Origin of the sequence: Vibrio sp. NFR (genome assembly GCF_027587095.1) — a bacterium.
Classification (GTDB): domain Bacteria; phylum Pseudomonadota; class Gammaproteobacteria; order Enterobacterales; family Vibrionaceae; genus Vibrio; species Vibrio harveyi.
The window spans coordinates 30,928-52,959 of sequence record NZ_JAPPTN010000021.1; the positions used below are offsets into that span (position 1 = coordinate 30,928).

Here is a 22,032-nt window from a genome sequence, read left to right on the forward strand (position 1 = left end):
ATGGAACGGATTACGGTCAATCTAGCAGAGCGTAGCTACCCAATCTCAATTGGCGCCGGGTTATTTGAAGACCCGGCGTACCTTTCTCAAATTCTTTCAAGCAAAAACGCAAATCAGAAAGTGGTTGTGATAAGTAATGTTACGGTCGCGCCTCTGTATGCGGATAAAATTCTTAGCCAACTAAAACAGCTCGGTTGTGATGCCTCCCTGCTTGAATTGCCAGATGGCGAACAATACAAAAGCTTAGACGTATTTAATCAAGTCATGAACTTCCTGCTAGAGGGGAGTTATGCTCGTGATGTGGTGATTATTGCGTTAGGTGGTGGTGTTATTGGCGACTTGGTGGGTTTTGCTTCGGCGTGTTACCAACGTGGTGTTGATTTCATTCAAATCCCAACCACATTATTGTCTCAAGTGGATTCATCAGTAGGTGGTAAAACCGCAGTTAACCATCCGCTGGGCAAAAACATGATTGGTGCCTTCTACCAACCTAAAGCCGTTATCATCGATACTAACTGCCTATCGACACTGCCAGAACGCGAGTTTGCAGCGGGTATTGCAGAAGTGATCAAATACGGCATCATTTACGATGCTGCTTTTTTCGATTGGCTAGAAGAGAATCTAGAACGATTGTATGCACTTGACGAAGAGGCGCTAACTTACGCTATTGCACGTTGTTGTGAAATCAAAGCGGAAGTGGTTGCTCAAGATGAGAAAGAGTCGGGCATTCGAGCGCTGTTGAACCTGGGTCATACCTTTGGCCATGCCATTGAAGCTGAACTTGGCTATGGTAACTGGCTACACGGTGAAGCGGTATCTTCGGGTACGATTATGGCGGCGAAAACATCTCATTTGCGTGGATTAATTTCGCAAGAGCAGCTTGATCGCATCATTTCCATTATGCGCCGAGCAAAACTGCCAGTGCATACGCCAGATAGCATGACTTTTGATGACTTCATGACGCACATGATGCGCGACAAAAAAGTATTGTCTGGTCAATTACGCTTAGTTTTACCTACGGGTATTGGTAGTGCCGAAGTCATTGCTGATACGCCGCAAGACATAATCAAACAAGCTATCGACTTCGGTCGAGACATTTAACCTTGTAATGGCGCCTTGGGGCGTCATTCTTGTAGTTTATTAAGGTTATTTAGATGAGTTTCGCTCACGTTCTTGAATTGGATTCACAAACCGAGTTATTAGACCGATTAGGCTTATTAACTAACTTTGCGTCTAATCTGATCGCTGTTAATGGTCAAGCCGGGTACGGAAAATCTTGGTTGGCACAGCGATACCTTGAGCTCGGTGCCAGTAACAAAAATCAATGTTTGTTACTTTGTCATTCAAATCAAGATGATGTGCAGCGTCGCATGCTTATCTTGAGTCAGATCGTCTCGGATGCGTTGTTCAATCAGCAAGATACTTTGCTCGATAGCTTGGAGAGAATCTTAGGTGATGACACGTGCGATATTGCCATCGTGGTCGATGATGCGCATTTGTTGAGTGAAAACCTAGTTTCAGAGCTATGGATGCTAGTGCTTGCAGCGCAAGCCAATCCAAATTGGAAAATCAACGTCTTACTGTTCACGCAAACTGGGCGTTTAGAGTCAGTATTGTCGCGTATTAGCTACGGACAAGAGTACAAGCCAGTTGAACTCGATATTGATATGCTGTCAGAAGTTGAAGCTCGTCGCTTTTTTGAGTCGCTAGTGATTCGATATGTCGATGATGACTCTGAAAAACGCGTTCGAGATGCATTCAAGAAAGTTGACCCGGTACCGGGTGACATCATGGCTTTAGGAGAGATGAAAGTGGAAAAAAGGATCATTATCCGCTCAATTGTCGGTTCGCCCCTTAACATTGCACTCGTTGTGCTGGTATTACTTTTGTTGGCGGCTGGTGGATATTGGTGGATGTATAATCAACCAAGCCCTGATGATAAAGCGCAGCAAATCACTGGAGTCATTGAGCAAACTGCCATTCCAACTCTAAACGAGCCAGAGGCTCAAATCAGTCGTGCAGATTCATCGATGGATGATGACTCAGAGCCTTCGGATGATACTAACCTGACAGACGCTACGGATGATTCAGATGCTCTTCCTCCAGCGGTAACGAGTGAAGTAGCGAGTGTCGGCAGCGAAGATAAGCAGCAACGCGTTGTGATTGAGTCGGATGTCGTTGACGCACTTCTAGAAGGCAAGCCTGAAGCAGCCGATACCACTAACATTGAAACGGTTGTCGAAGAATCTATCCCTCAAGCGAAAAGCGCATCAAATTCCTCATTGATCAATGTGGTTCAAACCGGTCAGCAGCCTGAAGCAGAGAAAGCGACGTCTGGAAAACCGATAGTGAAGTTCTCTTTTGCTCGAGAAGAGCTGAAAGCTCTATCGCCTCGTGCTTACACTTTACAGTTGGGGGCAATGACGGCGATGGAGGATGTACAAGCGTTCCTTGATAAGTACGACTTAAATGGTCAGGTGAGAATTTATCCAACCGTTCGTAGCGGAACAGAGTGGTACATTATCACTTACCAAGATTACCCTACGATTCAGCTGGCGCGAGACGCTGTTGAAAGCTTGCCAGATGCACTTAAATCGGTGAGTCCATGGGCAAAATCACTGGGTCAAGTACATCGAGAAATTGATCGCGTGAAATAATCCTGAGCTTCGTTGAAAAATATGTTACATTCCGCAGCCTTAATTTTTGGTCGATAGATAGAGCAGTAGATGAAAAAGCAACGAGCCTTTCTTAAGTGGGCAGGAGGCAAATACGGTCTGGTTGAAGACATCCAACGTCATTTACCACCGGCTCGAAAGCTAGTTGAACCTTTTGTTGGTGCTGGCTCGGTTTTTCTAAATACCGACTATGACCACTATCTACTGGCGGATATCAACCCCGACCTGATTAATCTCTATAACTTACTAAAAGAGCGTCCTGAAGAGTACATCTCAGAAGCGAAGCGCTGGTTTGTTGCAGAGAACAATCGCAAAGAAGCGTACTTGAATATTCGCGCCGAGTTTAATAAAACGGATGACGTGATGTACCGCTCGTTGGCGTTCCTATACATGAACCGCTTTGGCTTTAATGGCTTATGTCGTTATAACAAAAAAGGCGGCTTTAATGTCCCGTTTGGTTCTTACAAAAAGCCTTATTTCCCAGAAGCGGAGCTAGAATTCTTTGCTGAAAAAGCAAAGAAAGCGACGTTCGTATGTGAAGGTTACCCAGAAACGTTCAGTCGAGCGCGTAAAGGCAGCGTGGTTTATTGCGATCCACCGTACGCACCGTTGTCGAACACGGCGAACTTTACCTCTTATGCTGGCAACGGCTTTACGCTGGATGATCAAGCTGCATTGGCTGATATTGCAGAGAAAGCCGCAACTGAACGTGGTATCCCTGTTCTGATCTCAAACCATGACACGACATTAACGCGTCGCCTTTATCATGGTGCGGAGCTTAATGTCGTAAAAGTGAAGCGAACCATCAGTCGTAATGGCAGTGGCCGTAATAAAGTTGACGAGTTGCTGGCGCTATTTCGTGCACCTGACGCGGACAAGTCTGACTCTTAATTCTCACACTATTGCATTGAAATAGTGGATCTCCCCACTGGCTTCGGTAGAATTGCGCGCAAATTGTTTGCTGTTTGCTCGCCACTACTGAGGTCAGGTATGAAAGATTTTCTAATTGCTCCATCCATTTTATCGGCTGATTTTGCTCGTCTCGGTGAAGACGTAGAGAAAGTTCTCGCAGCGGGTGCGGATGTGGTGCACTTCGACGTTATGGATAACCACTATGTACCAAACCTGACTTTTGGTGCTCCAGTGTGTAAAGCGCTACGTGATTACGGCATCACAGCTCCAATTGATGTACACCTAATGGTGAAGCCAGTCGATCGCATCATTCCTGATTTCGCGAAAGCAGGTGCATCAATGATTACTTTCCACGTTGAGGCATCTGAGCACGTAGACCGTACGCTTCAACTAATCAAAGAGCACGGCTGTAAAGCTGGCGTGGTTCTAAACCCTGCAACCCCACTTGCTCACCTTGAGTTCATTATGGATAAAGTTGACTTGATCCTACTGATGTCAGTTAACCCAGGTTTTGGTGGTCAATCATTCATTCCTCACACATTAGATAAACTGCGCGCAGTGCGTAAGATGATTGATGAGTCTGGTCGTGATATTCGCCTAGAAATCGATGGTGGTGTGAAGGTGGACAACATTCGTGAAATCGCAGAAGCGGGCGCAGATATGTTTGTTGCGGGCTCTGCGATTTTCAGTGAGCCAGATTACAAGCAAGTGATCGATAAAATGCGCGCTGAGCTTGCAGAAGCAAAATAAGCGCGGATAAACACGCTCTTAAACTAGCGCGTTAACGCTATGATTTGAAAGGCTGCCACCGTACCGGCAGCCTTTGTTGTTTCTAGTGCGAACCGAGAAAAAATATCCATCGCGGTGTGCAAATAATCACTTGCCTATTTTGCGTCCTTTCTGTACTATTCGTGCTCCTTAAAACTCAGTCAATTTTCTTTAGTTCCTTGCTTCCTCTGGACGACTGAGCCATTTGTGGAAGCTGAATAATCCGTAAGGAGCAACCAATGCGTCATTACGAAATCGTATTCATGGTGCACCCAGATCAAAGCGAGCAAGTTGCTGGCATGATCGAGCGTTACACTGGTTCAATCACTGAAGCTGGCGGTAAAATCCACCGTCTAGAAGACTGGGGTCGCCGTCAACTGGCTTACCCAATCAACAAGCTTCACAAAGCTCACTACGTTCTAATGAACGTTGAAGCTGACCAAGCTGTAATCGATGAGCTAGAAACTGCTTTCCGTTTCAACGATGCAGTTCTACGTAACATGATCATGCGTACTAAAGCGGCTATCACTGAGCAATCTATCATGCTTAAGCAGAAAGAAGAGCGTGCTCCTCGTCGCGAAGAGCGTGCTGAAGCTAAGCCAGAAGCAGCTGCTGAGTAATTTTTCTTTTGACCATCCGGATGGTGCTACTTGGCTTCATTGCCAAATTGCCCATTCGTAATTAAGCCTATTGATAATAAGACACTGTTGGTTTCGGATAGAGTTTTACTCTGCAGATTTAGACAGGTAGTCGTCACTGGGCTTAGGTCACAAGTATTCACTCAGATTTAGTACAAGGCAGTAGCATTAAGATAAGTGAGCTTATCACTTGTCACTCCAATCGAAAGATTTAGGAAGTTAGTGTTATCGCCGACAACATTACTCAAATTTAAGATCAGGAGATAGCCCATGGCTCGTTTCTTCCGTCGTCGTAAATTCTGCCGTTTCACTGCAGAAGGCGTACAAGAGATTGATTACAAAGACGTAGCAACTCTTAAAAACTACATCACTGAAGCTGGTAAAATCGTTCCTAGCCGTATCACTGGTACAAGCGCTAAATACCAACGTCAACTAGCTCGCGCTATCAAGCGTTCACGCTACCTAGCTCTACTACCGTACACTGATAAGCATCAGTAATCGGTCGTTTTATTAAGAAAGAGGATTAAGCAATGCAAGTTATTCTACTTGATAAAATCGGTAACCTAGGTGGTCTTGGCGACACAGTAAACGTTAAATCTGGCTACGCACGTAACTTCCTTATCCCTCAAGGTAAAGCAGTTATGGCGACTAAAGGCAACGTTGAAATGTTCGAAGCTCGTCGCGCTGAACTAGAAGCTAAAGTTGCTGAGCAACTAGCTGCTGCTGAAGCACGTGCTGAGAAAGTTAACGCTCTAGAAGCAGTTGTTCTTGCTTCTAAAGCTGGTGACGAAGGCAAACTATTCGGTTCTATCGGTACTCGTGACATCGCTGAAGCTATCACAGCTGCAGGCGTTGAAGTTGCTAAGAGCGAAGTTCGCCTTCCTGAAGGTGCTCTACGTAACACTGGTGAGTTCGAGATCAGCGTTCAACTTCACTCTGAAGTTTTCGCTACAATCAACCTACAAGTTGTTGCTGCTGAGTAATTCAGTACCAAGCGAAATAGTAAAAAGCACCTCCTCGGAGGTGCTTTTTTTATGTCTGAATATGATGAAAAGCGGGAGTTAGAAGGCAAACAAAAGGTTGACGGAAAATACACTATCCGCCTTGCTCAAGCCCTCTGGCACTTTATCGTGATATTGGCGAGAGTGCGCTAATTTAAGAGCAATGTCTTCGGTAATGTCATTGGTAACACTAAGATCACTGTCGACACGCGTGTTACTTCTACCACTCACTAACGTGATATCTGCAGAAAGGCTCAAGTTATCAAGTGCGTGCCACGTGGTATTGATGTTACCACGCAAGATCCCTTCTTGAACGATATCTGGAAAGACGATGTCATCATCATCAATCTCATCTAAATTTGGCTCTTGGTAGCGAAAACCAGGACCAATTTCTGCCTCAAGGGTGAAGTTTTCAGTATAAGCGAACTGGTAACCCAGACCGCCAGAAAGAGTGTAGTCTTTAAAGTAAGCACTGTAGCGTGAATCAACCCCTTTAAAACTGCCATACAAGTATGTCTTTGGACCTAACTTGTAGTCGGTTTGTGCGCTATAGGTCGAAGAGCGCTTGTCTTCTTCGCCATCTTTGTAAAGGTTGTAGTACTTCCATTCGCCATTAGAACGGTGGCGACCAGAAGTGTATTCAGCACTCAGACGCGCATTCAGGGAACGAGAGTCCGTGTTACCTGTGTGAGCTTGATAGCCGAACTCGACCTCAGTTTTTAGAGGATCGGGCACTTCAATTTCTTGCTCTGGCTTTACTGATTCTTCAGCGTACGATGCTCCCGTGCAAAGTAAGCTAAAGCCAAGTAACCAGTATCGGGACACAAAAACCTCGAACGTAAATAAAAAGGAGGGGCATGATACTGATACAGATGTTTTATTGGGTCAATGATAGGTTAATTTTTATTAGACCTAAGCGGTAGAACCTTGTTAGACACCTTTATGAAGGCGTTAAACTTTACAAACAATATGCTTCAGTACGGATTGATGAGATTCTATCGTAATCGAACAAATTCGCACTATAAAAAGCCACTTTTTAGTTCTTCACTTGTGGAATTCTTAACAAGTAATTGTCTCATGAGGGAAGCATCTTAGCTAAGTTTAAGGTTATAATCTTGGGTCATTAGTAGTTATCGAGCAAAGTCATGGCGGAAAACAGAAATCGCAAACCTTCAGACAGTCAGGTCGAAGCACTCAAGGTGCCACCTCACTCGCTAGAAGCTGAGCAATCAGTAATTGGCGGTCTATTACTAGACAATGAACGTTGGGACACCGTAGCCGAACGTGTTGTAAGTAGTGATTTCTATAGTCGTCCCCATCGCCTGATTTTTGAAGGGGTTAAAACCATTCTTGAAGATGGTAAGCCTCTCGACTTGATCACGTTATCTGAACACCTAGAGCGTCACGAACAATTGGAAGACGTGGGTGGTTTTGCCTACCTTGCTGATCTTGCCAAAAACACCCCAAGTGCGGCGAACATTAACGCATATGCTGATATTGTCGCGGAGCGCGCGATTGTACGTGGTTTGATTGGTGTCGCGAACGAAATCGCTGATGCTGGTTACGATCCTCAAGGTCGAAGCTCAGAAGACTTAATTGATATGGCGGAGAGTAAAGTTTTCGCCATTGCAGAATCACGCACTAGCGAGAATGAAGGTCCACAAAACGTGGATAACATTCTGGAGAAAACACTAGAGCGAATTGAGATTCTATATAAAACCCCGCAAGACGGTGTGACGGGGGTAACGACCGGCTTTAATGACCTCAACAAGAAAACGGCAGGTCTACAAGGTTCGGATTTGGTTATCGTGGCGGCGCGTCCATCGATGGGTAAAACTACCTTTGCGATGAACTTGTGTGAAAACGCGGCGATGAGCCAAGACAAACCTGTACTTATCTTCTCGTTAGAGATGCCTGCTGAACAGCTGATGATGCGTATGTTGGCGTCCTTATCTCGTGTTGACCAAACGAAGATTCGTACTGGTCAGCTAGATGATGAAGATTGGGCGCGAATTTCTTCTACCATGGGCATTCTTATGGACAAGAAGAACATGTACATTGATGACAGTTCGGGTCTAACGCCAACCGAAGTGCGATCTCGTGCTCGTCGTATCGCTCGTGAGCATGGTGGTTTGTCCATGATCATGGTCGACTACCTTCAGCTAATGCGTGTGCCTGCTCTTTCGGATAACCGTACCTTGGAAATCGCGGAAATCTCGCGCTCACTTAAAGCATTGGCGAAAGAGTTGAATGTGCCTGTCGTTGCGCTATCTCAGCTAAACCGTTCCCTAGAGCAACGCGCAGATAAACGTCCGGTTAACTCAGACTTGCGTGAATCGGGCTCTATCGAGCAGGATGCCGACTTGATCATGTTTATTTACCGTGACGAGGTTTACCATCCTGACAGCCCATACAAAGGCACGGCAGAAATCATTATTGGTAAGCAACGTAACGGTCCTATCGGTTCGGTTCGCTTAACATTCCAAGGTCAACACTCGCGCTTTGATAACTACGCGGGTCCAGCATTTGATATTGATGATGAGTAATGCAATGAGCTACATGAAAGCCGCGATGGCATGCATTGACTTGTCAGCACTGCAGCACAACTTACAGCGAGTAAAAGAACAAGCACCAGACAGCAAAGTGATGGCCGTGGTGAAGGCGAATGGCTACGGTCATGGTCTTCGTCATGTAGCTAAACACGCTACTCATGCGGATGCTTTTGGTGTTGCTCGTATCGAAGAAGCCCTTCAGTTACGCGCTTGTGGCGTAGTAAAGCCGATTCTTTTACTTGAAGGTTTTTATTCGCCAGGTGATTTGCCTGTATTGGTGACGAACAACATTCAAACGGTCGTTCACTGTGAAGAGCAATTGACGGCGCTGGATCAAGCAGAGCTTGAAACGCCAGTTGTCGTTTGGCTCAAAATCGATAGTGGCATGCACCGACTTGGTGTGCGTCCAGAACAGTACGATGAATTCATCACACGCCTTAAAGAGTGTCCAAACGTGGCGAAACCGCTACGTTACATGAGTCATTTTGGCTGTGCCGATGAGCTAGGTAATAGTATTACGACAGAGCAGATCGACTTATTTATGTCGCTTACCGCAGGCTGTCAAGGAGAGCGCTCTTTAGCGGCGTCAGCAGGCTTACTTGCTTGGCCGCAAAGCCAGTTAGACTGGGTTCGTCCTGGAATCATCATGTACGGCGTGTCTCCATTTGATGATAAAACGGCACAAGACATGGGCTATAAACCCGTCATGACACTGAAATCGCACTTAATCGCGGTACGTGAAGTGAAGAAAGGTGAAAGTGTCGGCTATGGTGGCATGTGGACCAGTGAGCGAGATACTAAAGTCGGTGTCATTGCTGTTGGGTACGGAGATGGTTATCCACGAACAGCACCGAATGGTACGCCAGTTCTTGTTAACGGACGCAAAGTACCAATTGCAGGTCGCGTTTCTATGGATATGCTGACGGTCGATTTAGGTCCAGACGCGACTGATAAAGTAAGCGACGAAGCTATTTTGTGGGGTATGGATTTACCAGTAGAAGAAGTGGCGAGTCACATCGGCACTATCGCTTATGAATTGGTGACTAAACTGACTTCTCGCGTCGAAATGGAATATTCGAAGTAACCCATGAAGAAAAGATTATTCTCAGTGCTGGCATTCTCTGCCAGCCTTTTTTTATCCCCGCAGATAGTCGCGAAAGAGAAAGACTCAGCATTTGTTCCGTTCTATTTCAGTACGGATACCATGGGTAGCACGATCGGTTTAGCTGGTGTGGCAAAAGGTGTTGGTCAACCTCAAGCTGCATTGTTTGGTATGGGGCTGTATTCTGAGAAAGATAGCTATGTCGGTTTTCTTTCTGCCTTCAACTACGCTTTGTCATCAAATCTTTTGTTTAGCACGCAAATGTATCAAGCGCGCTTTAACGACAACCCATATTACTTAGACAATCAAGGTTCAAACAACTCTTCAACGGAAGACAAAACGATAACCAATGGGGATGAGGAGAACTATAAACTCGAGTTCAAGTACTTGCTTCCTTGGGGTAACGTTCGTGAACATGGGTTACTTGGTGCATTCCAACCTATTCGCGATGTAAGTTTTGCTTCTCCGGTCGATTCTGGTGTCAGCTCAATTATCTTCACGCCGTTTTATTCTTCTCGTGAATTAGACATCTACAACGATAAGAAAGAAGAAGCGACAGGGTTTAGCCTGACATTTGACTGGGACAACCGCGACAGTGTGCGTAATACCACGCGAGGTTCCCATACCTCGTTTGATTTAACCACAGGAGCAGACAGCTTACAGTCGGAAGACTTATGGCTAAAGTGGGAGTTCCAAAACAGTCAGTACTATTCCCTAGGTCCGTTAGGTGATTGGTTTGATCAGCAAGTTCTGGCATTCGATTTCTATACTGCAGATACACCGACATGGAATCAGTGCGATGGCGCAGTATGTAGTCGTCCTCCAGAGCAGGAGCAAGTTCGCTTGGGTGGCTTGTATCGCTTGCGTGGTTATACTGCGGGTCGTTACCATGGACGCAGCGCGATTCACTATTCTGCGGAATACCGCGTATTGCCAGACTGGCAGCCGCTTGATGATATTCCTCTGATCAACTATTACGACTTACCTTGGTGGCAATGGGTTGCGTTTGTTGAAGTGGGGCGAGTCGCGGACGATTATGACCTCAAGACATTACATGAAGACATGAAATGGAACGTCGGTGGCGCAGTACGCTTCCAAGTGGAAGGGATTGTTGTTCGTGCCGAGATGGCAAAAGGTGCCGATGAAGGTACTTTCCGAGTCATGATAAACCAACCGTTTTAACTCGATATAAAACAAAGGCTAACCCTGAGGTTAGCCTTTGTTGTCTCTAAGCTATTCGCCGTTGATGGTGGCGATAATGCGTCGGCTGCCACCGTAGTCTCGATGCTCGCCTAAGTAAATGCCCTGCCATGTTCCCAACGCTAATTGACCGCTTTGAATAGGAATTGTCACACTGCTGCCAAGTAAAGACGCTTTTATATGAGCTGGCATGTCATCATCACCTTCATAAGTGTGTTGGTAGTAAGGGGCGCGCTCAGGCACAAACTTATTGAAGTGGGCTTCCATATCCATGCGTACTGTTGGGTCGGCATTTTCATTTAAAGTCAAACTGGCAGACGTATGCTGAATGAATAAATGTAACAAACCTACTGAAAGCGATTGGATTTGTGGTAATTGTTGTTCAATTTCATCAGTGACCAGATGAAAGCCTCGGCTACGTGCTTTTAATTGCAGAGTTTTTTGTGCCCACATATGCGTTCCTTTGGAAAAATTTGGTTTGGCGTCTATCCTAATCCAATTAGAGCCTGTCATTAGTAAATGATATGATTCCCAACGTCATAAATGAATTGTTTAAATTCGAAACAGGGAACGTGACCTAACTCAATGTGAGTGTAAGGGCACTCAGTCATAATTGGCGACTGAAAAAAAATTACAAAGACTTGTTTTGTGGCAATTCGCCCAAACATCTCATTTATATTCTATTTGCTAAATCGGGGATTCCGCAGTTTTCGCTAGACTGTAAGGAATGGAACCTACTGTAACATCGGGATAAAGACCATGTTGAAAAATATCAATCCAACGCAAACACAAGCTTGGAAAGCGCTAACTGCGCATTTCGAATCTGCACAAGATATGGATCTGAAAGAGCTATTTGCTCAAGACGCTGCGCGTTTCGACAAATACTCAGCACGCTTCGGCTCAGACATCCTAGTCGATTACTCAAAGAACCTAATCAACGAGGAAACTCTGAAGCACCTGTTCGCTCTTGCTAACGAGACTGAGCTTAAGTCAGCAATTGAAGCGATGTTCAGTGGTGAAGCGATCAACAAAACAGAAGATCGCGCTGTTCTTCACACTGCACTGCGTAACCGCTCGAACAAACCTGTAATGGTTGGCGGCGAAGACGTAATGCCAGCGGTAAACGCGGTTCTAGAAAAAATTAAATCCTTCACTGAGCGTGTAATCGGTGGTGAGTGGAAAGGTTACACAGGTAAAGCAATCACAGATATCGTAAACATCGGTATCGGCGGCTCAGACCTTGGTCCTTACATGGTGACAGAAGCATTGGCACCATACAAAAACCACCTGAACCTACACTTCGTTTCTAACGTTGATGGTACTCACATCGTTGAGACTTTGAAGAAAGTAGACCCAGAGACAACACTATTCTTGATCGCGTCTAAGACGTTCACGACTCAAGAAACCATGACAAACGCGCACTCTGCTCGTGATTGGTTCCTAGAAACTGCTGGCGATCAAGCACACGTTGCTAAGCACTTCGCAGCGCTATCTACTAATGCTCCTGCGGTATCTGAGTTTGGTATCGACACAGACAACATGTTTGAGTTCTGGGACTGGGTTGGTGGTCGTTACTCACTATGGTCTGCAATTGGTCTTTCAATTGCATTGGCTGTAGGTTACGACAACTTTATCGAGCTTCTAGACGGTGCTCACGAGATGGATAACCATTTCGTATCGACAGATCTAGAAAGCAACATCCCTGTGATTCTTGCTCTGATCGGTATTTGGTACAACAACTTCCACGGAGCTGAGTCTGAAGCAATCCTACCTTACGATCAGTACATGCACCGTTTCGCGGCGTACTTCCAGCAAGGTAACATGGAATCTAACGGTAAGTACGTTGACCGTGAAGGTAACGCAGTGACTTACCAAACTGGTCCTATCATCTGGGGTGAACCAGGAACTAACGGTCAGCACGCGTTCTACCAGCTGATTCACCAAGGCACTAAGCTGATCCCATGTGACTTCATTGCACCAGCAATCAGCCACAACCCAGCAAGCGATCACCACCAAAAACTGATGTCTAACTTCTTTGCACAAACAGAAGCATTGGCATTTGGTAAGTCAGCAGAAACAGTAAAAGCAGAATTTGCGAAAGCAGGTAAGAGCGAAGAAGAAATGGCGTCTCTAGTACCGTTCAAAGTATTTGAAGGTAACCGCCCAACGAACTCTATCCTAGTTAAGCAAATCACACCTCGCACGCTAGGTAACCTGATCGCAATGTACGAGCACAAAATCTTCGTTCAAGGCGTTATCTGGAACATCTTCAGCTTCGACCAATGGGGTGTTGAGCTAGGCAAACAACTAGCGAACCAAATCCTACCTGAGCTAGCTGATGAGTCTGAAATCAACTCACACGATAGCTCGACAAACGGTCTAATCAATGCATTTAAAGCGTTTAAAGCTTAATGTTTGAATAGAAAAAGAAAAGGTCAGCAAATGCTGACCTTTTTTATTGTCTGGGGCAGAAACAAAATAGGTTGGTACGGACCAACCTATTTTTTCTCTATTATTCGAAACAAATCTCGATGAAGGCATTTCCCCACTGTGAAGAGAAAGGCATGATGATGATTGAGCCTTCACACTTGTGGCGAATGGTGTGACCTCGACCAGATACTACAACTGGTGTTGCCATATCAAAGTCAAACCCACTTTCCGCTAGAATGCGTTTCGCACCGCCTGTCACCATATTAGTGATCTCACCAACCATATCCGTCACTTCTTCGTTCAGTCCATTTGGACGTTCACCAAGCATGTTCTGCATGATTTCCAGTGCTAACGCTTCATCAAAGGTAATCGACATTGAGCCACGAGTTTGTGGACCAACCATACCGATAAGACCAGAAACGTCACCTCGTGCGATCTCATCTTTCTTGATTCGCGGTTTTTGTGGCTTCAGTTCAAGCGAAGCCATAGTTTTTAGAACATTCATTAAAGAAGCTAAAAACGGGTTTACAAATTCAGCGCGCATAACGTTCTTCTATCTTTCTTATTTCGTCTCCGAGGAACATGCCTGGCATTCGCCATGGGTTTCGATAACTTGATTCGTCAGTTTGAATCCATGTTTCTCGGCGTTATTGGCTAATAAGGATATCAGCGTCTCGTCTTCAAGTTCAACGACATCGCCACATTTATCGCAAATTAGCAGTTGGAAAAAGTGCTGTTGAGTGTTGAACGAACAGCAAGTGATAAAGCTGTTGTTAGATTCCACTCGATGAATAAAGCCTTGTTCTAGAAGAAAATCTAATGCTCGGTATACCGTCGGTGGTTTCGCTTGTGGTTCACTCTCTTTCAGTTGCTCCAATAGCTCATACGCACTAGAGGCGCGGCGATTAGAACAAATGAGCTCAAAAACGCGTCGGCGTTGCGGCGTCAACCTTACTCCGCGCTCAGCGCAGATATGTTCAATTTGTTCAAGGATTGTTGGGTCCAAATCTTTCACCATAACTATCGGACGTGCTTTATGATAAACCATTTCTATACGAAGTTCGTTTAGAAAGGCTTCATTTTACCTACTATCAGAACGAAAATCATGAATTAAAGCAAGCCAGTGTATATCAGAGAGAGTAACCGATATCACAGAACGAGATCCCAATGCCGAAATATGTCTATTGGTAAGTAAGCTCACAACACTCGCATCCACTGCACAGTGGGTATACAATACCCGACTTCATTTTTTGAGCGCACCGTCGCGCTCTATCTTGGCAACGTAAAAACGGGTGTTTATATCATGACTCATTCTTGCAGGCTCTCTGTAGCACCAATGTTGGATTGGACGGATCGTCATTGTCGCTACTTCCATCGCTTAATGACCAAAGAAACCCTGCTGTACACCGAAATGGTGACTACAGGCGCGATCATTCATGGAAAAGGGGATTTCCTGGCTTATAACGAGGAAGAGCATCCGTTAGCCCTTCAGCTTGGTGGCTCAAACCCAACAGATTTGGCAACGTGTGCCAAGCTTGCGCAAGAGCGTGGCTACGATGAGATTAACCTAAACGTTGGTTGTCCATCGGATCGCGTTCAAAATGGTCGATTTGGTGCATGCCTAATGGCAGAGCCGCAGTTGGTCGCAGACTGCGTAGCCGCGATGAAAGATGTGGTAGACGTGCCTGTTACTGTGAAAACACGTATCGGCATCGATGACCAAGATTCTTATGAATTCCTAACGGATTTCGTGTCTATTGTTTCTGAGAAGGGCGGCTGTGAGCAGTTCACTATCCACGCACGTAAAGCATGGTTAAGTGGTCTAAGCCCGAAAGAGAACCGTGAGATCCCACCATTGGATTACCCACGCGCTTACCAATTGAAGAAGGACTTCTCACACCTAACGATTGCGATTAACGGTGGCGTGAAATCTTTAGAAGAAGCGAAAGAGCATCTACAACACCTAGATGGTGTGATGATTGGTCGTGAGGCTTACCAAAGCCCTTACTTGCTAGCATCTGTTGACCAAGAGCTGTTTGGTTCAAATGCACCAGTGAAAAAGCGCAGCGAAATCGTTGAAGAGATGTTCCCGTATATTGAAGCGCAATTGGCAAAAGGTGCTTACCTTGGTCATATCTCGCGTCATATGTTGGGTCTGTTCCAAAACATGCCTGGTGCTCGTCAATGGCGTCGTCACATCAGTGAAAACGCGCACAAACCGGGTTCAGGTCTAGAAGTGCTGCAAGATGCACTGGCGAAGATTCCAAAAGAATTGAACGTGTAAATTTCACCAGTGGTTGGTGAAATTTACCAACTGATAAATAACAAAGCCAGAGTGTAGAAATGCCTCTGGCTTTATTTTTACTTATAGATCATGGTATTAGATATATATTTATAAGTTGGTATGGAACCTGCTCTAGTAAAACTAAAACAAAGGAGAAGTGATTATGTTGGAGCTGATCTTTATTTTAGTTTTCACAGCAACCCTATTAGTAACCGGTATTACTATGGTAACGGTATTTGCCGCAACAGGTATCGCATTGGTTGTGATGTTCTTATTGGGTATGGTAGGCGCTGTACTAAAACTATTGCCTTGGTTGATAGTCATTGCACTAGGTATATGGTTTTTTAAAAACTTCGTTGCCCAGCCTCGTTATAAGTAACGGATAGTAGAGATTTAGTTGATGGTGGGCTGTGAGAGTATGTTAGTATTTCTCACATGCCCCTCAATGTTGAAATCAGCTATCTCGGAGTAAAAATTACATGACATATAAAGCGACCATCGCTTTAGCGACACTATCGTTGGCTGCGTCTTACCCTTGTTTCGCAGAACAAGAGTCTTCTTTCACTACGACGGTTGGTGGGGAAGTTTGGGTAGCGGATACCAAAGTGAATGAAGTAAGAAGAGATAGCGACACAACGGGGTCTTTCTACGCTGCGATTGAGCATGACGTGAAATACGTACCTAATGCGCGCCTTCGTTACTCAAGTGTTGATGCGGATTACATGGGTTTTGACAAGCTCGACCTTACTCTTTACTACCAAATTCTTGAACACGACCTGATGCACTTCGATGCGGGTCTTACTTTTAGTAACTTGAGTGATACAAAATATGTAGACGCAGGCACTAATGCTCGTACGGAAGATTTTGATGAGCTGATTTGGGCTTGGTATGGCTACGCAGAAATCACTGTGCCAAATACAAACTTTGATGTAATTGGTGAGATGAACTTCGGTGATAACAAAGGTATTAAGAGTACTGATCTAATGGCTGGTGTTCAGTACCGAATTCCTTTTCAAGAGTCTCAACTCACTTTCCGTGGTGGTTACCGTGTGATTGATTTAGAGTCAGAGGAGTTTTTATCGAGCCTAGGTAAAGAGTTTATCTTTGCAGACGGCTTCTTCGTTGGTGCTCAATACTCTTTCTAACTACATAACCTCAAATCCTTTAAAACGTCGCTTTATAAGCGGCGTTTTTTTATATCACTTCATTATATTAAATCGAATTTCTCGCCCAAGTTTCACTCTTCTACCATGCTTATCTAGGAGCAATGTATAAAAGTTGGAGCAGGGATTGCGATGACAATAAACGAATTACGACATCTATTTCGTGACAACCAGCTAGTCGAAGCCATTATAGAGCCTTCAATTCAAGAGGGAGGATGGGTTGTCGAGTTTCGCCATGCCCGTGGTGGGTTTGTTTGCCTCACAGACAGTCATGGGGAAGAGTGCCTATATGATGATCTTGATACGGCATCAAAATCGGCGTTGGCGGTTGGCTTTCAACAAGTTCGTATTGAGGATCGTTGAGCACTAAGCTCAGCGTTCTTACTTCCAAAAAGTTATAAAACATTCTCTTCTATTCTTTCTTGTTATTAGAGAGAGTGGTTAATCTATCGTCACGCAATGAATAGGGATGTCGTGACAATGTCTTTTCAACAGAATGAATATTCTCACAAGAAAGTGTCGGAAGATAATAATGGGCAGGGTGCTAATCCACCAATCGCAAGCCCACTAAATGACCAGCAATTTAACTCACTCCAGCAAACTGTCTCAGAGTTGTCTTCACAGCAACTGGCATGGGTCAGCGGTTACTTCTGGGGACTCGCTCAAAACCAACCAAGCGCGGCGGCTGCAACACCAATCGCACAAGCGGCTGCTGCAGTAGCTGCAAAACCAGCAGGCAAACTGAGCATCATTTTTGCTTCTCAAACCGGTAATGCGAAAGGCGTTGCTGAAGCACTAGAGCAAGAAGCCAAAGCAGAAGGCATTGCTGTAGAGCTGTTTGATGCCAGCGATTACAAAGGCAAGAACTTAGCAAAAGAGACTCACGTGATCATCGTGGCGTCGACCAATGGTGAAGGCGAAGCGCCAGATAATGCCATTGAACTGCATGAGTTCCTTCAATCTAAGAAAGCACCAAAATTACCAAACCTGCAATACGCCGTGATTGCGCTGGGTGATTCTAGTTACGAGTTCTTCTGCCAAACGGGCAAAGACTTCGATACTTACTTGTCTAAGTTAGGCGCAACTGCCTTCATCGATCGCATTGATTGTGATGTGGATTATGAAGCGCCGGCCGCTGAATGGCGTAAGCAAGCGCTTGAACAAGTAAAAGAAGCCCTTTCTTCAGGCAATGAAGCAGAAGTAGTCCAACTGCCTGTTGGTCAAGCTGCTCCAGGACATTCTGCTTATAACAAGCAAAATCCATATACCGCAACGTTACTAACAAGCCAAAAAATCACAGGTCGTGATTCGGGTAAAGATGTTCGCCACGTAGAGATTGACCTTGAAGAATCAGGTTTAACTTATCAAGCCGGCGATGCTCTGGGTGTGTGGTTCGATAATAGTTCAGAGTTAGCCAACGCTATCTTAGCTAAGGCTGGTCTATCCGGTGTAGAAAGTGTTGAAGTCGATGGCGAAAGCCTTTCTATTCATAGTGCATTGGTTAGCAAGTACGAAATCACCGCATCAAACCCTCAGTTTGTCACTAAATTCGCAGAGCTATCTGGTAGCAAGAAACTACAAAAGCTAGTGGAAGATAAAGACAAGCTTCGTGAGTACGCTGCAAATACCCAAGTTGTAGATGTACTTGCAGAGAAGAAGACCAAGTTAAGTGCAGAAGAATTAGTTGGTTTACTTCGTCGATTGACACCTCGTCTATATTCTATCGCTTCGAGTCAAACGGAAGTCGATGAAGAAGTTCACCTTACCGTAGGCTTGGTTGAATACGACAAAGGTGATGAAAAGCGCTATGGCGGAGCATCAAGTTTCCTCGCTCAACGTCTAGAAGAAGGCGGTGAAGTGAAAGTGTTTGTTGAGCACAACAATAACTTCAAACTGCCACAAGATGACAACACACCAATCATCATGGTTGGTCCTGGTACTGGTATTGCACCTTTCCGCAGCTTTATTCAGGAGCGTGATAACCGTAACGCGGAAGGCAAGAACTGGTTGTTCTTTGGTGACCGTACCTTTACTCAAGATTTCCTTTACCAAGTTGAATGGCAGAAGTACCTCAAGTCAGGTTTGCTGACTCGCCTTGATGTTGCGTTTAGTCGTGACCAAGCAGAGAAGGTTTATGTTCAACATCGCATCTTAGAAAACGCTGAACAAGTGTGGCAATGGATTCAAGATGGAGCCTACATCTATGTATGTGGTGATGCCACTCGTATGGCAAAAGATGTTCACGATGCGCTGGTATTTGTAGCCGAGCAACAAGGCAAGCTATCTCGTGAAGAAGCCGAAGCATTTATCAACGATCTACGTAAAGCGAAACGTTACCAAAGGGATGTGTACTAATGAGCGCGAATCAACAATCAAACAGCCAAGAAGTATTAGGTGAGGTGCTTGGTCCACTCTCGGATAACGAGCGCCTTAAAAGAGAAAGTAATTTACTGCGTGGAACGATTGAACAAGATCTGCAAGACCGCATTACTGGTGGCTTTACTGCAGACAACTTCCAATTGATTCGTTTTCACGGAATGTACCAGCAAGATGACCGCGATATCCGTAACGAGCGTGCTAAACAAAAGTTGGAGCCGCTGCATAACGTCATGCTTCGTGCTCGTATGCCGGGTGGCATCATTACACCAAAGCAATGGCTAGCGATCGACAAGTTTGCAACCGAGCACTCTTTATATGGAAGTATTCGTCTTACTACTCGTCAAACGTTCCAGTTCCATGGCGTGCTAAAACCAAATATCAAGTTGATGCACCAAACGCTAAACAGCATTGGTATTGATTCGATTGCAACTGCGGGTGACGTTAACCGTAACGTGTTGTGTACCACTAACCCAGTGGAGTCGGAGCTACACCAAGAAGCTTACGAATGGGCGAAGAAGATCAGCGAGCATCTATTACCAAAGACGCGCGCTTATGCAGAGATTTGGTTGGACGGTGAAAAAGTAGAAAGCACGGAAGAAGACGAACCGATTCTAGGTAAGAACTACTTACCACGTAAGTTTAAAACCACAGTGGTTATCCCACCGCAAAATGACGTAGACGTACACGCTAACGATCTTAACTTCGTAGCGATTGCAGGTAACGGCAAGCTAGTTGGTTTTAACGTGCTTGTTGGTGGTGGTCTAGCGATGACACATGGCGATACATCAACTTATCCACGTAGAGCGGATGACTTTGGTTTTATCCCACTAGAGAAAACACTTGATGTTGCCGCTGCTGTAGTAACAACTCAACGTGATTGGGGTAATCGTTCTAACCGTAAGAATGCAAAAACCAAATACACATTAGATCGTGTCGGTAGTGATGTGTTTAAAGCGGAAGTAGAAAAACGTGCCGGTGTTAAGTTTGAGCAAAGCCGTCCTTACGAATTCACGGAACGTGGTGACCGTATCGGATGGGTTGAAGGTATCGATGGTAAGCATCACCTAGCACTCTTCATTGAAAATGGTCGTCTATTAGATTTCCCAGGTAAACCACTTAAAACGGGTGTTGCTGAAATTGCCAAAATCCATAAAGGCGATTTTCGTATGACTGCAAACCAAAACCTGATTGTTGCTGGTGTACCAAAAAGCCAAAAAGCGAAGATCGAGAAGATTGCTCGTGAACATGGTTTGATGGATGACGGCGTAAGTGAACAACGTAAGAACTCGATGGCGTGTGTGGCGTTTCCAACGTGTCCATTAGCCATGGCAGAAGCAGAGCGCTTCCTTCCTCAATTTGTAACCGATGTAGAAGATATTCTAGAAAAGCATGGTCTGCCTGAAGAAGACAATATCATTCTTCGTGTAACAGGGTGTCCAAATGGTTGTGGGCGAGCAATGCTGGCAGAAATCGGCTTAGTTGGTAAAGCGCCAGGTCGATACAACTTACATCTAGGTGGTAACCGAGGCGGTACTCGTGTACCGAAGATGTATAAAGAGAACATTACGGATAAGCAAATCTTAGAAGAGATTGATCTGCTGGTGGCTCGTTGGGCTGCTGAACGTGAAGAAGGCGAGGCATTTGGCGATTTCACGATTCGAGCTGGCATTATCCAAGAAGTATTCGTATCAAAGAGGGACTTCCATGCTTGATTCTGTAGCGTCCAAACCGGAGCTAACAGAGTTACTGACATTAACTAAGACGGAGCAAATCCTCCGTCTTGCTCAAATCAATGTCGAGCTCGAACAGCTTTCGGCACAAGATAGAGTAAAGTGGGCATTGGAGAATTTGGAAGGGGAGTTCGCTGTCTCGTCCAGTTTCGGTATCCAAGCCGCAGTGATGCTCCATCTTGTGACACAACAAAAACCGGACATTCCAATTATCCTAACGGATACCGGCTATCTATTTGCAGAGACATATCAATTCATCGATCAGTTGAAAGCGCAACTGAACCTTAACCTTAAAGTGTATCAAGCTAAAGAAAGTGCGAATTGGCAAGAAGCACGTTATGGAAAACTTTGGGAACAAGGTATAGAGGGAATTGAAAAGTACAACAAGATAAACAAAGTCGAGCCAATGCGACGAGCTCTACGTGAGCAAAACGTCGGTACTTGGTTTTCAGGTTTGCGTCGAGAGCAAAGTCAGTCTCGTGCAGGTCTACCAATCTTGTCGATTCAAAATGGCGTATTTAAATTCTTACCAGTGATCGACTGGACTAATAAGGATGTGCACTACTACCTAGAAGAGCATGGTTTGAGTTATCACCCTCTATGGGATCAAGGTTACCTTTCTGTCGGTGACACTCATACTACTAGAAAGTGGGAACCGGGCATGTCGGAAGAAGAAACTCGTTTCTTTGGTTTAAAGCGTGAATGTGGATTGCATGAAGACGATGGTAGTGAGCAGGATGGCTCAGGTATTTAGATGCTAATCTGGCAAAAGCCGTGTTTAGGGTAAATAAAGAAAGCTGCTGTAAAGCAGCTTTCTTTATATATAGTGAAAGAAAAAGGAGCATAAAAAGGATAACTCTGTGGATAAGTTGTATGCAGTCTTGGGGTAAAGTTGGATAAATAAGGCTTTGATCGAAAAGTCGTCGTTTAACTATTATTTTTGCAATTTTTGCAAAATAACGCTTGCCAATGTGAGCGCGATCTCTATAATGCCTCCTTGTCGACAGGGCAGAGCTCACAAGGGTTCGAAGCTAAGTCGGCAAGGTCAGAAAGAAAAGCGAAATAATTAATTGCCTTTACTTTTAAAAAGTAAAATAAATAGCAAAAAGTGTTTGACACAGAAAATTATCTCGCTAGAATGACCGCCTCTTCCGAAGTGATGTAAATCACAAAGAAGAGTAGCTCTTTAAAAATAAGA

Annotated in this window: 22 protein-coding genes; 18 read left to right on the top strand and 4 right to left on the bottom strand. The window is 44.9% G+C overall.

Annotated elements, in window-relative coordinates; genetic code table 11:
- The 7 genes from aroB (at position 1) to rplI (ending at position 5,976) form a co-directional block, all read left to right on the top strand.
- The gene (gene aroB, locus OH463_RS24980; protein ID WP_038898114.1) at positions 1–1,101 is read left to right on the top strand and encodes a 3-dehydroquinate synthase; all 1,101 of its coding nucleotides are present in this window, start codon (positions 1–3) and stop codon (positions 1,099–1,101) included.
- 53 nt (positions 1,102–1,154) lie between these two features.
- On the top strand, positions 1,155–2,657 hold the full coding sequence (locus OH463_RS24985) for an AAA family ATPase (protein WP_017819669.1): 1,503 nt from the start codon (positions 1,155–1,157) through the stop codon (positions 2,655–2,657).
- Positions 2,658–2,726: 69 nt separating this feature from the next.
- A complete protein-coding gene (locus tag OH463_RS24990) occupies positions 2,727–3,566 on the top strand; it encodes a Dam family site-specific DNA-(adenine-N6)-methyltransferase (protein ID WP_005451513.1) in 840 nt (279 codons plus the stop codon).
- Between the two features lie 99 nt (positions 3,567–3,665).
- Positions 3,666–4,337, top strand: a complete 672-nt coding sequence (rpe, locus tag OH463_RS24995; protein WP_005451514.1) for a ribulose-phosphate 3-epimerase — start codon at positions 3,666–3,668, stop codon at positions 4,335–4,337.
- A 257-nt stretch (positions 4,338–4,594) separates the two neighbouring features.
- Entirely contained in the window at positions 4,595–4,975 is a 381-nt protein-coding gene (gene rpsF, locus OH463_RS25000) for a 30S ribosomal protein S6 (RefSeq protein ID WP_005451516.1), read from the top strand.
- Positions 4,976–5,263: 288 nt separating this feature from the next.
- On the top strand, positions 5,264–5,491 hold the full coding sequence (gene rpsR, locus OH463_RS25005; RefSeq protein ID WP_000090472.1) for a 30S ribosomal protein S18: 228 nt from the start codon (positions 5,264–5,266) through the stop codon (positions 5,489–5,491).
- A gap of 32 nt (positions 5,492–5,523) precedes the next feature.
- Positions 5,524–5,976, top strand: a complete 453-nt coding sequence (rplI, locus tag OH463_RS25010) for a 50S ribosomal protein L9 (protein ID WP_005451518.1) — start codon at positions 5,524–5,526, stop codon at positions 5,974–5,976.
- A gap of 78 nt (positions 5,977–6,054) precedes the next feature.
- Here rplI and OH463_RS25015 read toward each other — a convergent pair whose 3' ends face one another.
- Positions 6,055–6,819, bottom strand: coding sequence for a DUF481 domain-containing protein (locus OH463_RS25015; protein ID WP_009697565.1), 765 nt, complete (start codon positions 6,817–6,819; stop codon positions 6,055–6,057).
- A 320-nt stretch (positions 6,820–7,139) separates the two neighbouring features.
- Here OH463_RS25015 and OH463_RS25020 point away from each other — a divergent pair, with 320 nt between their 5' ends.
- The 3 genes from OH463_RS25020 to OH463_RS25030 are packed head-to-tail and all read left to right on the top strand — an operon-like array spanning position 7,140 to position 10,830.
- Entirely contained in the window at positions 7,140–8,540 is a 1,401-nt protein-coding gene (locus tag OH463_RS25020; protein ID WP_005451521.1) for a replicative DNA helicase, read from the top strand.
- A gap of 13 nt (positions 8,541–8,553) precedes the next feature.
- On the top strand, positions 8,554–9,630 hold the full coding sequence (alr, locus tag OH463_RS25025; protein WP_269993018.1) for an alanine racemase: 1,077 nt from the start codon (positions 8,554–8,556) through the stop codon (positions 9,628–9,630).
- A 3-nt stretch (positions 9,631–9,633) separates the two neighbouring features.
- Positions 9,634–10,830, top strand: coding sequence for a BamA/TamA family outer membrane protein (locus OH463_RS25030; protein ID WP_005451523.1), 1,197 nt, complete (start codon positions 9,634–9,636; stop codon positions 10,828–10,830).
- A 51-nt stretch (positions 10,831–10,881) separates the two neighbouring features.
- On the opposite strand, the gene OH463_RS25035 is transcribed toward OH463_RS25030, so the two are convergent.
- On the bottom strand, positions 10,882–11,301 hold the full coding sequence (locus OH463_RS25035; RefSeq protein WP_005451524.1) for a secondary thiamine-phosphate synthase enzyme YjbQ: 420 nt from the start codon (positions 11,299–11,301) through the stop codon (positions 10,882–10,884).
- Between the two features lie 306 nt (positions 11,302–11,607).
- Here OH463_RS25035 and pgi point away from each other — a divergent pair, with 306 nt between their 5' ends.
- Complete coding sequence (pgi, locus tag OH463_RS25040; RefSeq protein WP_017190915.1) at positions 11,608–13,260, top strand: glucose-6-phosphate isomerase; 1,653 nt, start codon at positions 11,608–11,610, stop codon at positions 13,258–13,260.
- A gap of 100 nt (positions 13,261–13,360) precedes the next feature.
- On the opposite strand, the gene OH463_RS25045 is transcribed toward pgi, so the two are convergent.
- Both OH463_RS25045 and zur read right to left on the bottom strand, forming a co-directional pair.
- On the bottom strand, positions 13,361–13,822 hold the full coding sequence (locus OH463_RS25045; RefSeq protein WP_005381269.1) for a chemotaxis protein CheX: 462 nt from the start codon (positions 13,820–13,822) through the stop codon (positions 13,361–13,363).
- An 18-nt stretch (positions 13,823–13,840) separates the two neighbouring features.
- Positions 13,841–14,296 carry a zinc uptake transcriptional repressor Zur gene (gene zur, locus OH463_RS25050; RefSeq protein WP_009697566.1) on the bottom strand — a complete coding sequence of 152 codons (456 nt, stop codon included), beginning with the start codon at positions 14,294–14,296 and terminating at the stop codon, positions 13,841–13,843.
- A gap of 285 nt (positions 14,297–14,581) precedes the next feature.
- On the opposite strand from zur, the gene dusA reads away from it, so the two are divergent.
- The 7 genes from dusA to OH463_RS25085 all read left to right on the top strand — a co-directional run bounded on the left by dusA (position 14,582) and on the right by OH463_RS25085 (position 21,588).
- Positions 14,582–15,562 (top strand): tRNA dihydrouridine(20/20a) synthase DusA, encoded by a 981-nt coding sequence (dusA, locus tag OH463_RS25055; RefSeq protein WP_005451527.1) that lies wholly within the window; start codon positions 14,582–14,584, stop codon positions 15,560–15,562.
- A gap of 163 nt (positions 15,563–15,725) precedes the next feature.
- The gene (gene pspG / locus OH463_RS25060; protein ID WP_005451528.1) at positions 15,726–15,941 is read left to right on the top strand and encodes an envelope stress response protein PspG; all 216 of its coding nucleotides are present in this window, start codon (positions 15,726–15,728) and stop codon (positions 15,939–15,941) included.
- A gap of 100 nt (positions 15,942–16,041) precedes the next feature.
- Positions 16,042–16,707, top strand: coding sequence for a TIGR04219 family outer membrane beta-barrel protein (locus tag OH463_RS25065; RefSeq protein ID WP_009697568.1), 666 nt, complete (start codon positions 16,042–16,044; stop codon positions 16,705–16,707).
- Between the two features lie 150 nt (positions 16,708–16,857).
- Positions 16,858–17,088, top strand: coding sequence for a hypothetical protein (locus OH463_RS25070; RefSeq protein ID WP_005451530.1), 231 nt, complete (start codon positions 16,858–16,860; stop codon positions 17,086–17,088).
- A gap of 117 nt (positions 17,089–17,205) precedes the next feature.
- Complete coding sequence (locus tag OH463_RS25075; protein ID WP_269993013.1) at positions 17,206–19,080, top strand: assimilatory sulfite reductase (NADPH) flavoprotein subunit; 1,875 nt, start codon at positions 17,206–17,208, stop codon at positions 19,078–19,080.
- Entirely contained in the window at positions 19,080–20,816 is a 1,737-nt protein-coding gene (gene cysI / locus OH463_RS25080; RefSeq protein ID WP_017190913.1) for an assimilatory sulfite reductase (NADPH) hemoprotein subunit, read from the top strand. Before OH463_RS25075 ends, cysI begins: the two co-directional genes overlap by 1 nt.
- A complete protein-coding gene (locus OH463_RS25085; RefSeq protein WP_005451533.1) occupies positions 20,809–21,588 on the top strand; it encodes a phosphoadenylyl-sulfate reductase in 780 nt (259 codons plus the stop codon). Before cysI ends, OH463_RS25085 begins: the two co-directional genes overlap by 8 nt.
- The last annotated feature ends 444 nt before the right edge of the window (positions 21,589–22,032 follow it).

What these genes read in the sequence shown, in the direction of transcription:
- zur (WP_009697566.1), bottom strand. Translation starts at nt 14,296, where the DNA reads ATGGTGAAAGATTTGGACCCAACAATCCTTGAACAAATTGAACATATC.
- rpsR (WP_000090472.1), top strand. Translation starts at nt 5,264, where the DNA reads ATGGCTCGTTTCTTCCGTCGTCGTAAATTCTGCCGTTTCACTGCAGAA.
- pspG (WP_005451528.1), top strand. Translation starts at nt 15,726, where the DNA reads ATGTTGGAGCTGATCTTTATTTTAGTTTTCACAGCAACCCTATTAGTA.
- alr (WP_269993018.1), top strand. Translation starts at nt 8,554, where the DNA reads ATGAAAGCCGCGATGGCATGCATTGACTTGTCAGCACTGCAGCACAAC.
- OH463_RS25035 (WP_005451524.1), bottom strand. Translation starts at nt 11,301, where the DNA reads ATGTGGGCACAAAAAACTCTGCAATTAAAAGCACGTAGCCGAGGCTTT.
- OH463_RS25065 (WP_009697568.1), top strand. Translation starts at nt 16,042, where the DNA reads ATGACATATAAAGCGACCATCGCTTTAGCGACACTATCGTTGGCTGCG.
- rplI (WP_005451518.1), top strand. Translation starts at nt 5,524, where the DNA reads ATGCAAGTTATTCTACTTGATAAAATCGGTAACCTAGGTGGTCTTGGC.
- dusA (WP_005451527.1), top strand. Translation starts at nt 14,582, where the DNA reads ATGACTCATTCTTGCAGGCTCTCTGTAGCACCAATGTTGGATTGGACG.
- OH463_RS25070 (WP_005451530.1), top strand. Translation starts at nt 16,858, where the DNA reads ATGACAATAAACGAATTACGACATCTATTTCGTGACAACCAGCTAGTC.
- OH463_RS24985 (WP_017819669.1), top strand. Translation starts at nt 1,155, where the DNA reads ATGAGTTTCGCTCACGTTCTTGAATTGGATTCACAAACCGAGTTATTA.
- aroB (WP_038898114.1), top strand. Translation starts at nt 1, where the DNA reads ATGGAACGGATTACGGTCAATCTAGCAGAGCGTAGCTACCCAATCTCA.
- OH463_RS24990 (WP_005451513.1), top strand. Translation starts at nt 2,727, where the DNA reads ATGAAAAAGCAACGAGCCTTTCTTAAGTGGGCAGGAGGCAAATACGGT.
- cysI (WP_017190913.1), top strand. Translation starts at nt 19,080, where the DNA reads ATGAGCGCGAATCAACAATCAAACAGCCAAGAAGTATTAGGTGAGGTG.
- OH463_RS25030 (WP_005451523.1), top strand. Translation starts at nt 9,634, where the DNA reads ATGAAGAAAAGATTATTCTCAGTGCTGGCATTCTCTGCCAGCCTTTTT.
- OH463_RS25045 (WP_005381269.1), bottom strand. Translation starts at nt 13,822, where the DNA reads ATGCGCGCTGAATTTGTAAACCCGTTTTTAGCTTCTTTAATGAATGTT.
- pgi (WP_017190915.1), top strand. Translation starts at nt 11,608, where the DNA reads ATGTTGAAAAATATCAATCCAACGCAAACACAAGCTTGGAAAGCGCTA.
- OH463_RS25085 (WP_005451533.1), top strand. Translation starts at nt 20,809, where the DNA reads ATGCTTGATTCTGTAGCGTCCAAACCGGAGCTAACAGAGTTACTGACA.
- OH463_RS25075 (WP_269993013.1), top strand. Translation starts at nt 17,206, where the DNA reads ATGTCTTTTCAACAGAATGAATATTCTCACAAGAAAGTGTCGGAAGAT.
- rpsF (WP_005451516.1), top strand. Translation starts at nt 4,595, where the DNA reads ATGCGTCATTACGAAATCGTATTCATGGTGCACCCAGATCAAAGCGAG.
- rpe (WP_005451514.1), top strand. Translation starts at nt 3,666, where the DNA reads ATGAAAGATTTTCTAATTGCTCCATCCATTTTATCGGCTGATTTTGCT.
- OH463_RS25020 (WP_005451521.1), top strand. Translation starts at nt 7,140, where the DNA reads ATGGCGGAAAACAGAAATCGCAAACCTTCAGACAGTCAGGTCGAAGCA.